The following is a 12,864-nucleotide window of genomic DNA, read 5'->3' as shown; positions in this document are numbered from 1 at the left end:
GGCCCCCCGCTCAGCAGAACTCCTCGAAGGCCATCTGCAGGTTGTCCGCGATCATCTCCGCGGTGCGGCCCTCGATGTGGTGGCGTTCCAGGAAGTGCACCAGCTTGCCGTCCTTGAACAGCGCCATGCTGGGGCTGCTGGGCGGATAGGGCAGGAAATGCTTGCGCGCCTGCATGGTGGCATCGGTGTCCACCCCGGCGAACACCGTGACGAGCTTCTCCGGGCGCTTGGCGCCGCGCAGGCTCATCTTCACACCAGGGCGGGCCGCGCCGGCGGCACAGCCGCACACGCTGTTCACCACGCAGAGCACGGTGCCGGGCTGGGCCAGCGCCTTGTCCACTTGGTCGGGGGTCTTGAGCTCCTCGAAGCCGACGCTGGTGAGGTCGGACTTCATGGGGGCGACGAGTTCGGGGGGATACATGGTCGATCGGGTTGGAAGGCCTTCCAGGGAAGGCGGGTACAAAGGTAACGGGGCGCGAGGGGGTGCGGTTCGGGACGGGTCGTGTTCATCCCGCTGGGGCGGGACAGGTCGTGGGCATGTGCCCATCCCGCTGGGGCGGGACAAGTCGTGCTCATGTGCCCTTGTGCACATGCACCGAGGGCCGCCCCGCGAACGCGAAGCGGCCCTCGGCCAAGGTTCAGCAAAACGTTACCGCGCCACCTTCACGGCCTTCTTCACCACGAAGCTGTCGTTGAGGTAGAGGGTACAGTGGTAGGTGCCCGGCGCTAGGTCGGTGGTGGTCCAGTCGTGGGTGTACGTGCCCACCTCCCGCACGGCCTCCTCCAGCACCTCCAGCCGCTTGCCGCTGGCGTCGCTGACCTCCAGGCGCGTGCGACCCGGCGCGGCCACCGTGTAGCGCAACTGCGTGAGGTCCGCCACCGGGTTGGGCAGGATGAAGAGGTCGGTGCGCAGGACTTCGGCCGCGCCTGCACTTGCCCCCGGGCCCATGGTGCGCTGATCCGGTACGCCATGGGCGGCGCAGCACGATGCGAGGTCCTGTTGAAGGGTACTGATCTGGGCTTGTTGCTCCTGGATGGCCCCGATGAGGTACGGAATGATCCCTTCGTAATTCACCGTTAGGAGGTCAGCCGATGCTGAGATCACATTCCCAGAGGAGTCCGTCACCTCCGGGCGATGCGCTTCGCGCACCAGATGGGGCAGCACCTGCTGCAGGTCCTGCGCCAGCACACCCGCCTGGTAGCCGGTGGGCAGGTTCATCTCCGGGTGGTCCTGCGCCGCGAACTCATACGACTTGGGGGCCAGCTGGTCCACCACATCCAGGCAACCGCCCAACGGCTCAATGTTCTGCTTCAGCGTGGCATCGCTCGTGACCCACGGACCCAGGGAAAGGTAGCCGTAGCCATCGAACCAAGCCGCCCAGCCCGGCCCACCGGACATATCCCGGACGGCCGTACCCCACACCGCGATCGGGTCCTGCGTGATGTACTCCCCATCGGCGAAGAAATAGCCCGACACCACCGATCCGTTCAACACACCAGCTCCGGTCAAGGAAGAGACGCCCCAATTGCGGTATGCCCCATCCACCGCCGACCGAAGGCCGAAGTTCTGAAGACCTTCCTTCACGTTGATGAGGTCCGCGGCCACTTTGGTGCCACCCGCCACATCGTTCTGCGCACGGATCGCGATGTCCTCCGCCAGCCCCGTGTTGCGGGTCTTCAGCACGTCCAACTTTGCCCCAGGCTCCAACATGCCGATGCCCACCATGTTGCTCTCGTCCGGGCAGCCGCTCAAGGGTCCGGGCTGCCAGGCCGTCACGATGTCATCCACGCCGTTGTTCTCCCAGTCGCAATCGCCGTTCCAACCGGTAAGCGTGCGCCAGTGGACCCGGCCATCGGCACAGGGTCCACCACCAGCACGTTCTCCAAGGTCGTGCTCTCGTAATCGGTGCCACTGCCGATCGGTGGGTTGGTCATGAAGTTCCGCAGACGGATGGTGCGATCCAAGAGATCCAGCCGCTCGTCCGGGTCGAGACCCAAACCCTGCCAATGGCCCAGGCCGAAGAAGACCTCGTTGCAGGACGTGGCCGGTGTGAAGCGCCCCGCCTCCAGACCATCAACCCCAGCGGCCAGCGTGGTGCCCACATTGTTCCGTGTGAAGATGAACCGCAGTTGATCGGGGCCGTCCGGCTCGCCCAACAGGCCGTTGTCCGACCAGGCCAGGGTCAGGTGGTTCCTGTCGCCGGCTTCGGCCTTCAAGCCCAGATAGGCCTGGTCCGACGAGTAGGTGATGTAGGTGCCCTGTTTCATCCAGGGCCGCCATCCGCTGTCCTGGTTGCCCCCGCCGTCCAGGTGCAACATGGCCTGGGGCTTGTCCACCAGCGCGTTCGAGAAGGGCCCGATGCCCAGGAAGCCGCTGAGGTTCACCCCGGTGTAGCTGTTCACCGTTTGCCCGGTCAGCGTGGGCGACAGGGTGACACGCTGGATGGCATCGGTGTACCAGTCGATCGGCTGGTTCGCCCTGGTCTCGATCCGAAGCGGCGCTGTGCTACTAGCATCCGCTCCGAACCACTCGGAGACGCCGGTGACGGTATTGCCAGTGGTCAACCAGTTTTGTGCGCTCACCTGGAGCGTTATGGCCAAGGCTGCCAGGCAGCCCAAGAACTTCTTCGTTTTCATGGTCTTCGTTGTTGGTGTTCAACCGAAGACCGGATCGCTGCTACCGCATCACGACAAAACGAACGTGTCTCCTCATCGCCCCTTCCAAGCGTAGAACGTACTCCCCAGGCGCCCAATGGTGTACAGGCACAGTCAGCACATCCACCGGGCTCAACCCGGCATCCATCAGCCTGCCCATGGCATCGAAAGCCCGCCATCGTGTACCTGCACCAGCGCGCACCTGCACGAGATCCGCTGCCGGGTTAGGCCACACGATGGGTCCTTGTTCACCTGGCTCTGTGATGCCCGTGATGAACTCGCAAGGCTGCCCGCTCGGGCGCACGCACACACCATCCACGAAGTAGTAGGCAGGTACATAAGTGTCCGATGCCAGGTCCATCGTATCCGTGAGCGCATTGCTGAAGAAGTTGCCGATCACCAGGTACTGGTAGGCGCTATCGGCCACGAAGCTGCCGCTCACCAGGGTCCAGTTGGCCGTATCGCTGATGATGGCCGTGCTATGCAGGTGCGCGTAGTTCCGCAGGGCGAAAAGCGGACCGTTCAATCCGGTCCAGATGTTCGGCTCCATGGTGAAGAGCATGCCCATGTTGTTGCACGCCTGGGTAGGTGACCAGTAGCTGCCACCGAACGCCACATTGGTGAAGAAGCTCAGCTCATAGCTCTCTCCTACTACCAATGGCTCAAGGAGTTGGCAACCGACGATCTCCCGGTAACTGACACCACCGGCCAAAGCACCGTAGGCATACATCCCCACATACGCGTCGCCATGCAAGGCATGCTGGTAACCAAAGCCGTTCAACGGCACGGTGATCAAGGTGTCCACGCCGCCCAATGAACCGGCGCATGTGTGGAAGTAATCCGGGGATTCGTTCCACTTCTCCCACTGGAGCGGCTTGGAAAAGCCCTGGAAGCCAATGGTCACAGGGCAAGCGGTGTGCTCCTCGAAGCTGGGGTTGGGGACGAGGTTCTGGGCGAACGCCGGCAAGGGCCCAACGAACAGTGAGCAGCAGCACACGAGCCGCACGGCTGCGCGCCGCCACCCACCATTCGTCGGTCGCAGGGTCATCGTTCGTTCTCGTTCGTGATACACTGTTCGTGTATCGATCCGGTCAAGATCCGCTCCGTTCAAGTCCTTGTCCGTCGCGGGGTGCGGCAAGGCTCCGCAGATAGACCGTGACTGCACGGCCCGGCGCTGCCTGGGTGGCTCGGCGGTGGCACATTATCTTCGCGCTGCTCTGTTTCGTTTACCTATTCCAGTGGGTTGAGTGGGACATGAGCGACCAAAGCCCGCGGTGTCTTAAGCGCCGGGGGCTTCTTTCATCGATGGTTGGTGAGGTTCCCTTGGTAGGTCCCAGGATTGTTGGCCTCCAGCCGCCAGCCGCCAGCCGCCTGCTTCCTGCTTCCGGCCTCCTGCCTCCTGCTTCCAGCTTCCAGCTGTCAGCTTCCGGCTATCGGCCGCCAGCCACAAGCCTCCGGTACGCGACCAAACATGCGGTGCTTCATGATCTTGGATGGAGGCAAGGGACACATGGGGCACCCAATGTAATGCACATACGACGCATTGGTTCACGCTGTTGAAAAGTTGCGGTTTTCAACCGAAAACGGTTCAGGTTCGAGAACTCAAGCTCAACAAAGACTTCTGGTCACCATTTCCTTGTGACCAATGCACAACCGTCTTCGCGAGCCGGGCTCTGCCGGCGAAGCGATCTCTTCGGCTCGCCGCAGCTACAGCGAAGGCGGCCCATGGCGACGAATGGACCTCGTCCACCTCGGGGAGACCGCCACAGCGCCCAGCGCACCACCCACCACGCATGCGCCTCGCAGGGACGGTGCGGAGGTGATCGGTACCTGCATTGTTCTTTTTCAACACGTCATCGACAACGAACTTGCTCTGCGCCCACTGCGCCTCTGCGCGTGGCACGCTTAATCCACGCTCACAGCGCCCGCTTCTTCCGGAAGAAGGCCTTCATCAGGTCGGCGCACTCGGGTTCCAGCACACCGCCGGTCACCTGGGTCTTGGGATGCAGCAGGCCGCCGCTGATCCGCCGGTAGCCGGCCTTCTCGTCGAACGCACCGAAGACCAGCCGCCCCAGCTGCGACCAGCGCAGCGCCCCGGCGCACATCACGCAGGGCTCCAGGGTGACGTACAGCGTGCAATCGGCGAGGTACTTGCCGCCCAGGTGCGTGGCCGCGGCGGTGATGCATTGCATTTCGGCGTGGGCCGTCACGTCGTTGAGCCGCTCGGTGAGGTTGTGGGCCTTGGCGATGATGCGGTCCTGACACACCACCACCGCGCCCACGGGCACCTCGTCCAGGCTGAACGCCCGCTCGGCCTCGCGCAGGGCCTGCCGCATCCAGTGCTCATCGCCGCCCACCTGGATCATCGCTTCAGCACGCGGGCCCGTTGCACCGGTGAACCTTGGCGGTCGTGGAGGATCGCGGTGTAGACCCCGGCGGGCAGGTGGTCCGCTTCCAGGGTGAGGGACGCGCCGGCCACCGTCCAGCGCCCGTGCATCCGGCCCGCGGCGTCCAGCAGCTCCAGCACACCCGGTGCGGCCAGCCCGGTGAGGTGCACCACGTCCTCGGCGGGGACCGGGTAGGCGGTGAGCGCCGGCATGCCCGCCGCCTCCTCGAGGCCCAGGACCGTGCTCGGTGCGCAGTCCAGGTGATGCGCGGCGTGGGCGGCGGTGTCCACCACGATCAGGGTGTCGGCCGGGAACCCGTAGGTCCAGCCGAAGTAGAACAACATCATCTCGTCCGTGGTGGCCTCGCCGAGCGTCACCCACTGGGGCGGGTCGTTCGGGTTATCGGGGTTGTTCGTGGTGTTGTCGTAGGTGGCCTCGCCATGCAGCACCGTGCCCGTGGGCAGGAAGATCGGTCTGCGAAAGGCGTAGAGCCCCTGCCAGCGGAAATCCCACTCGGGAATGTCGATCAGTGGCACGGTGTCGTTGCCCGGCAGCACGGCGTACGACCTCATGCGTGTGCACAACAGGTGGGCGTGCGGGCCGATGGCCGTGATCGTGGCCGGGATGGGCACGGTGTACTGGTTGTGGAACGTCTTCACCACGTTGGGCGGGATCACCAAGGGGCCGTCGATCAGGGTGGCTCCGTGCTCCAGGATGGGGTCCAAGGCCATCTTGCGCACGAAGCCGCCGGGCGACAGCTGCAGGTTCACGCGGGTGCTGTCCAGCGCGAAGCTGCTTCCGGCCGGGTAGTGCACCTGGATCACCAGGTCGGCGTTCGCGGGCAGAGGCAGCCCCATGCCCGGAGGCGTGAAGTAGGGATCGGCCCCGGGCACCCACTCGCCCACCAGCTTGGCGCCGGGGACGCCGATGCCGCCGAAGCTCGTGTAGCCCGGCTCCGGATCGCCGGCATCGAGCTGCGCGGCCTGGCCGGTCTCGTCGGTGAAGACGAGCACGTGGTGCACCACGGCCGTGTTGCCCGGCACCACCTCGAAGCCCGTGATGAAGCGGTCCACGGGGTTGTTGATGGGCAGCACGAAGCACCGGTAATTGTCGTTGGTGGAGGGCGGCACCACGTACTCCTCCATGCGCGCGGTGATGTCCGGCTGGGCGATCACCCAGTCGCTCACGAACGTGGGCGGCGGCGGGGCCAGGTTGGGATCGCCCTCCGGCGCGCCGCCGTTCACCCAGGCCGCGATGAGGTCCACCTCCTCCGTGGTCAGCAGCCGCTCGTGCGCCAGGCTCCGGTACTCCTCGTCCGGCGGCCACGGCGGCATCAGGCGCAGCTGCGTCGCATCGTGGATGTCGTTGCGGTAAGGGAAGGCCTCCATGAAGCTCGTGAGCGGCAAGTGGCCCGCACCGCCCTCGCGGTGGCAGGGGGCGCAGTGGGTGTACACGATGCAGGCGATGTCCGCGCTCCACGTGGGCGTGGGCGTCTGTGCCGCAGCAGCGAACGAGCACAGCAGGAAGGCAGTGAACAGGGTGCGCATGGCGTGTTTGACGGGGTGCAGAGGGCAGGGTTCGATCAGGCCGGTTCGCCCACGGCGCTGGCCAGCGGCTCGTTCACCAGCAGGTCTGCTGTTCCGGGCTTGATGTCCTTGATGTTGAGCTGCACCGTGGTGCGGCCGTTCCACGTGTTCTCCTCCAGGGTATAGATGATGCTGAAGGGCGCGCCCGATCGCACCAGGTCCAGGTGGTGGGCCTGACGGAAGGCGATGGCATCGAGCTCCCGGCGCGGGTCCTTGGGGTCGGCCAGGTTCATCTTCAGGTGGTTCTCGCCCACGATCCGCGCCCGCCCCTTGTCCACCACCCCACGGGTGAGGAAGACCGGTCGCATGTTGCCCGGACCGTAGGGCGCCATGTGGTGGAGCACCCGCACGAAGCGGTCGTTGATGGCCAGCAGGGTGATCTCGGCATCGACCTCCTCCTCGGGCGTGCGCTGCTCCTCGCGCAGCGTGGCGCGCACCACTTCCTCGAAACGCATCCTGAAGGGCTCCAGGTTCTTCGGGTCGAGCGTCAGCCCCGCCGCGTAGGTGTGGCCGCCGAACTGCTCCAGCAGGTCGCTGCAGGCGCTGATGGCCTCGTACACATCGAATCCCTTCACGCTGCGCGCCGAGCCGGCCACTTTGCCGTTGCTCTCGGTGAGCACGATGGTGGGTCGGTAGTGCACCTCGATGAGGCGCGAGGCCACGATGCCGATGACGCCCTTGTGCCATCCCGGGTCGAACACCACCGTGCTCCACGAGGCCTGCAGGAACTCATCGGTGGCGATGCGCTCCAACGCCTGGCGGGTGGTCTCCTTGTCGAGGCCCTGGCGCTCCACGTTGTTCTTGTCGATGCGGGCGCTCATCTGTTCGGCCTGCGCGGCATCGTGGGCCAGCAGCAGCTCCACGGCCTGCCGCCCATGTTCGATGCGGCCCGCCGCGTTGATGCGCGGGCCCAGCACGAAGACCAGGTCGGTGACCGTGAGGGTCCGCTTCACGTTGGCCATCTCCAGCATGGCCTTGATGCCCGGCCGGGGATCCTTGTTCAGTCGCTCCAACCCTGCGGCGCACAGCACCCGGTTCTCTCCGGTCACCGGCACGATGTCGCATGCCGTGCTCACGGCCACCAGGTCGAGCAGGGCCTCCAGCTCGCTGAAGGGGATGCCGTTGCGGGAGGCCAGACCCTGCATGAGCTTGAAGCCGATGCCGCAGCCGCTGAGCTCCTTGTAGGGGTACGGACAATCGTCCCGCTTGGGGTCCAGCACCGCCACAGCCGCTGGGAGCACCCCGCCCGGCCGGTGGTGGTCGCAGATGATCATGTCGATGCCTTTCTCCGCGGCGTAGGCCACCTTGTCCACCGACTTGATGCCACAGTCCAGGGCGATGATCAGCCCCACGCCTTCGCGCGCAGCGTGATCGATGCCCAGGGTGGAGATGCCATACCCTTCGGCGTAGCGGTCCGGGATGTAGAAGGAGAGGTGGCCCGTGAAGCGATGGAGGAAGCTGGTGACCAGAGCCACGGCCGTGGTGCCGTCCACATCGTAGTCGCCATAGACCATGATGCGCTCCCCATCACCCAGCGCCTGTTCGATGCGTTCCACGGCCCGCTGCATGTCGGCCATCAGGAAGGGGTCGTGCAGCCCGCGCCGGTCGGGACGGAAGAACGCGGCGGCCTCGTCAGGGCGGCTGATGCCGCGCTGGGCGAGCACCCGGGCCAGCGGCGCGGGACAGCGGTCGTTGGTCAATGCGGCCACGGCCGCCGGGTCCGGGTCGGGCTTCAAGCGCCAACGGATGTTCGCGGGTCGGCTCATGGCCTAAAGCTAATGATCCGCGTTCAGGAAGGGCCTGGAACGGACAGGGCCGGTGACGTTCGCCACCGGCCCTGTCCGCATGCGGGCGACCGCGTCAGTGCGCCACGGAGAAACTGCGCGCCGCGCGCCGACCATCGGCCGCGGTCACCACCAAGGTGTAAGTGCCGTTGGCCAGACCGGCCACGTTCACCACAAGGCGGTCCGTGGCCGTAACGGCGCGCGGCTGCAGCACGGCGCGACCGGCGGCATCGATCACCTGCCAGGCGTTGATGGGACGCTCCAGCGACACGTTCAGCTCACCATCCGCCGGCACGGGCCAGAGCGATCCGCCGAACGCGGCATCCAGCTCGTCCACGCTCACCAGACCATAGAACCAGTCGTGGCTCAGCTTCACCATCTGTTCGCCCACGCTCGCGGTGGTCATCTGCTCGGGACCCACACCGAAATAGACCAGCTTGTAGGTGGCCGTTTGCACACGCAGGCCGCCGATCTTGCTGGGGTTGTTGTAGCGCAGGATGGGCACGGCCGGTGCGATCGGGGTGATCTCCTCCGGATAGCTGTTCCCTTGGAACACGTTGTTGATGTTCGAGTTGGGCACACCGCCGAACACCGCGTCGGCATCCTCGAAGTTCACCGAGCTGTTGGCCGTGGTGCCGTCCGCTACGAAGTCGGCGTACATATAGGTGGTGTAGAAGGCCTGGGTCTGCGCGGTGCCGTAAGCATTGGGGTCGCCGCTCTGGTCCCAGCCGATGTCCTGACCGGCGATCATCAGGTTGCCGCCCGCGTCGAGGAACGACTCCAACTGGGCCACCACGGCGTCGGTGAGGCTCGGGAAGGTCCAGCTGACATTGTAGTAGATGTTGTTCACCCCGGTGAGCGCGGCGGCATCGGCGAAGCCCCCGAACAGGGCGCGGCTGGTCTTTGCCCGTCCGGCCTGGTTGGCCGCGGCCAGTCCGGCCATGTAGAGGGGGTCGTGCGGCTCGGCCTGCGGATTGGTGATCACCAGGTCGCTGACCCCGCTGATGACGTGGACCAGTTCGGTGAGCACCGGCGCGTTCGGCTCATCCACCGAGGCCACCGTGAGGGTGTAGGTGGCCACCCCAGCGCTGGCGCCAGGTTGGACGGTGATGTCGATGGGCGCGGGGCTGCCGTTGGTGAAGGTCACCGTGGCCGTGCCCGTGTAGCTGTTGCCCAGCACGGTGAAACCGGAGGTCCAGTCGGCCGGGGCATCGGTGCTCGCCAGGGTGACCGTGAACGCTCCATCCGCGCCAAGGGAGTTGGTGAACGTGGCCCCGAAGGCGGTGGACGAACCGCTGGTCCCTGCGGCATAGGGTGTGGCCGGGCCGTCAAGGCCGCCGATCAGCAGGGTGGTGCCGCCATCGGCCATCACCTCACGCACCTGGTACACCTCGCTCTGGTCCTCGCTGATGAACGCCACCACCTCGCAATGGGCGATGTCGAAGTCCACCGGGACGTTGTAGGTGTACGACCGCGTGACCGTGGTGCCGGCCGTGGTGGTGGTCACCTCATCACCCCAGGTGGGCGTGATGTAGGCGCGCAGCACATGCTCGTGGTTGTAGCTGGGGATGTTGCCTCCGGTGCTGGTCTGCGGGCCGATGATGTCGCTCTCCTTCAGCAGCACGCTGATGAAGTCGTTGCCCGAAGGGCTGTTGTCCGTGTAGTAGGCCACCACGTTCACCGTCAGGTCCCGCGTGCCGATGTCGAAGCTGCTTTCCACACCGAGGTTCACCGGGGAGCTCAGGCCCAGGATCTCGTTCACGGCACCTTCCCACTGGCCACGACCCAGGTCATCGGCGCCGTTGAACAGGTGGCGGTTGATCACGCCCGCCGGATAGCCGGCGATGGTGAAATGGGCATCGATGTCGGTGCCCGCCTGCGTGCGGAAATCCGGCTCGCCGGTACCGGGTGTGGCGTACGGGCCGGCATGTACGCCCACGATCACCACGCGGTCCGGCGCGGAAGCCTCGATGGCCGCCGCCACGGTATGGCCCTCAGGGCAGTACTGGCAGTGAATGCCGGTAAAATCCTCCAGCAGGGCCGTGCGCAGCTCCGGCTGGGTGGAAACAAGCGATTGGCCGAGGGCCGACAAGGGGGCGGCCGCCAGCAAGGTGTACAGTGCTCTCATGTCCGGGGGTTTGGTCCCGGTGAAAGTACCGGTCCGCCCCGTTCGTCACAGCACCGATGGTCCGCATGCTGGGAAGGCTGAGGTGCGTTCCGCACTGCTGGGTCACGATCCATCGGATACCTTGGCGCCATGAACCGTTGGATGACCGCGCAGATCCTGCTGCTCGCCATGCTGGGTCATGGCTGCGCCGGATTGCTGCGCAACGGGACCGGGAACACGTTCACCGTTCGTTCCATCCCCGAGGGTGCAGAGGTGCTGGTGGACAGTGCCGTGGTGGGGCGCACTCCGTACACGCATACCCATCGAGGAGGGACCTCCGCGCGAACGGACATCGTTCTCCGGCTCGATGGATACGAGGATGCGTCCTTTCCGGTGGAAGCCAGGCCCAACAAGGGGGCCTTGTTCGCGGATGCGATGCTCTTCAACCTCCCGCTGCTGGTGGACCGGAAGAGCCCGTACCTGTGGAGCTATGACGAGGAGGGGCGGACCATCGTCCTGAAAAGGCCGCTGAACAAAGAGCTGGAACCGCTCACTGTTCCGCTCACCGGCGTGGAGAACAAGGTGGGGACCGCTGAACTGGGCCGGGTGAACGGCACACCGATCCGCGGCGATGAGGCACCGGTGGCCCGGGAACTGGGCCGCACGGAGCAGCTCTTGGTGCCCCTTCAGCAGGGCGTCCGTTCCAGTTGGTTGAAGATGCCCACCGCGCGGCTGAACACCACAGCTGGAAAGGAAGCAGTGACCAAGGCCAAGGTGCACGTACGCCCCCGCATCACGGCCGTGAACGCGGACCTGAAAGAGCGACGCGATCAGTATAGCGGCACCCTGACCCTTTCGGTGGACTGGTGCTTCTATAGTGGGCTCGACACGGACAGCCTGCTTTTCACCCATCCGGTGACGGAGCAGCACCATCTCCATCGGAGCCGCGGCAGCGACCTGCTCGAAGAGGCGCTACAGGCCAACGCGCGCAGCCTGCTGGAGGTCCCCGGGTTGCATGACCGGATCGATTCGGTGCGCCGCACCGGGATGACGCTGGCACGCGGGGCGCTGCTGGAGGTGCCACGGCCCAAGGCGATCGCCTTCGAGGGGCGGCGGGACATGCTCAGCGCCCTGGTGAACGCCGTGGTGACGGTGGAGACCGGCAAAGGCCACGGCAGCGGATTCCTGATCAGCAATACCGGCCACCTCCTCACCAACCAGCATGTGGTGGAGAACGTCACGGAGGTGAAGGTCCGCTTCGCGCAAGGCTTCACCCTGCAGGCCACCGTGGTGAAGATGAACGTGGATCAGGACCTCGCGCTGCTCAAGGCCGAAGTGACCGATGTGCCCGCGCTAACGATCGGTGACGACGGCGGCCTGCTGGTGGGCGAGGAGCTCTTCGCCATCGGCACCCCGCTGGATACCGAACTGGGACAGAGCGTCAGCCGGGGCATCCTCAGCGGCAAGCGCACCATCGAGGGCCGCGAACTGCTGCAGACCGACGTGAGCATCAACCCGGGGAACAGTGGCGGACCCTTGGTGGACACGAACGGCCATGTGGTGGGCGTGGCCAGCGCCAAGATCACCGGGCGCGGGCTGGAGGGCCTGGGCTTCGGCATCCGCACCGCACTGGACATGCTCAACATCCGCATGGTGCCATGATCCCGCGTCTGATCCTCCTTCCCGCCTTGTTGCTCGTTTGCAGCACGCAAGCCCAATGGGGCGTCCATGCGATCCTGCCCCGCTTCGAACGGGTGTTCGCCGACAAGTCGACCGATGGGTTCCGCAGCCCCACCGACCAGATCCAGCGGATCGCCGTCGGGTATGGCCTCGGGCTGTCGGTGGATGTATCCCCATACTCCGCCATCGGACTCGACCTGACCCTGCGGAGCGACATCAGCGGATCGGACGGGGTCACGAACAACATTCGTTATGGCTCACAGTCCTTCTCGTATGGTGATAAGGCGTTCGCAGCCAGCGCGATCCTCCACAGCTCGTATTTCTTCCTGGGCAACCGGGAGGCCTCACCCTACCTGGGCCCCTTCCTGGGCATCCGGTATGCACGGCGCACCTTGGTGAAGGGCAGTGGGGACTGGTCCGATGGCAAGGCCGTGGCCCCTTCGCTGGAGACGTCGCGGTTGTTGATGCCCATCGGCCTGCGCGCCGGTTTCCGCGGCGACCTGCGCGGAGCTTACGCGGACGTCCACTTCATGCTGGGCTACCAGGTCGGCGGCGCAACGGCCCTGTTCGACGAAGTGTACCTAAGCTCCCTCCGGGCCGCCGGCTTCATCTATGGATTCGGACTGAGCATCGGTGGCGGCAAGGACCCCCGGAAGTAACAAGGC

General features: G+C 65.6%; 10 protein-coding genes. 2 read left to right on the top strand and 8 right to left on the bottom strand.

Annotated elements, in window-relative coordinates; genetic code table 11:
* Positions 1-10: 10 nt before the first annotated feature.
* The 8 genes from IPJ87_16120 to IPJ87_16085 all read right to left on the bottom strand — a co-directional run bounded on the left by IPJ87_16120 (position 11) and on the right by IPJ87_16085 (position 10,540).
* Positions 11-421: a BrxA/BrxB family bacilliredoxin gene (locus IPJ87_16120; GenBank protein ID MBK7943374.1), complete on the bottom strand. Its 411-nt coding sequence runs from the start codon at positions 419-421 to the stop codon at positions 11-13.
* A gap of 228 nt (positions 422-649) precedes the next feature.
* Positions 650-1,789: a tail fiber domain-containing protein gene (locus tag IPJ87_16115; GenBank protein MBK7943373.1), complete on the bottom strand. Its 1,140-nt coding sequence runs from the start codon at positions 1,787-1,789 to the stop codon at positions 650-652.
* A complete protein-coding gene (locus tag IPJ87_16110; protein MBK7943372.1) occupies positions 1,774-2,637 on the bottom strand; it encodes a hypothetical protein in 864 nt (287 codons plus the stop codon). The genes IPJ87_16115 and IPJ87_16110 overlap by 16 nt, the downstream gene beginning before the upstream one ends.
* Before the next feature lie 40 nt (positions 2,638-2,677).
* Entirely contained in the window at positions 2,678-3,622 is a 945-nt protein-coding gene (locus tag IPJ87_16105) for a hypothetical protein (protein ID MBK7943371.1), read from the bottom strand.
* 949 nt (positions 3,623-4,571) lie between these two features.
* Entirely contained in the window at positions 4,572-5,021 is a 450-nt protein-coding gene (locus tag IPJ87_16100) for a nucleoside deaminase (GenBank protein ID MBK7943370.1), read from the bottom strand.
* Positions 5,018-6,589, bottom strand: a complete 1,572-nt coding sequence (locus IPJ87_16095) for a hypothetical protein (protein ID MBK7943369.1) — start codon at positions 6,587-6,589, stop codon at positions 5,018-5,020. Before IPJ87_16095 ends, IPJ87_16100 begins: the two co-directional genes overlap by 4 nt.
* 35 nt (positions 6,590-6,624) lie before the next feature.
* Positions 6,625-8,394 carry a single-stranded-DNA-specific exonuclease RecJ gene (recJ, locus tag IPJ87_16090; protein ID MBK7943368.1) on the bottom strand — a complete coding sequence of 590 codons (1,770 nt, stop codon included), beginning with the start codon at positions 8,392-8,394 and terminating at the stop codon, positions 6,625-6,627.
* Positions 8,395-8,488: 94 nt separating this feature from the next.
* Positions 8,489-10,540, bottom strand: coding sequence for an Omp28-related outer membrane protein (locus tag IPJ87_16085; protein ID MBK7943367.1), 2,052 nt, complete (start codon positions 10,538-10,540; stop codon positions 8,489-8,491).
* Positions 10,541-10,669: 129 nt separating this feature from the next.
* Between IPJ87_16085 and IPJ87_16080 the strand changes: the two genes are divergently transcribed.
* Both IPJ87_16080 and IPJ87_16075 read left to right on the top strand, forming a co-directional pair.
* Complete coding sequence (locus IPJ87_16080) at positions 10,670-12,181, top strand: trypsin-like peptidase domain-containing protein (protein ID MBK7943366.1); 1,512 nt, start codon at positions 10,670-10,672, stop codon at positions 12,179-12,181.
* Positions 12,178-12,858 carry a hypothetical protein gene (locus tag IPJ87_16075; protein MBK7943365.1) on the top strand — a complete coding sequence of 227 codons (681 nt, stop codon included), beginning with the start codon at positions 12,178-12,180 and terminating at the stop codon, positions 12,856-12,858. Before IPJ87_16080 ends, IPJ87_16075 begins: the two co-directional genes overlap by 4 nt.
* Positions 12,859-12,864 lie beyond the last annotated feature (6 nt).

Source organism: Flavobacteriales bacterium, from assembly GCA_016713875.1.
Classification (GTDB): Bacteria; Bacteroidota; Bacteroidia; order Flavobacteriales_F; family PHOS-HE28; genus PHOS-HE28.
This window is presented reverse-complemented; position numbering and strand designations above follow the sequence as displayed.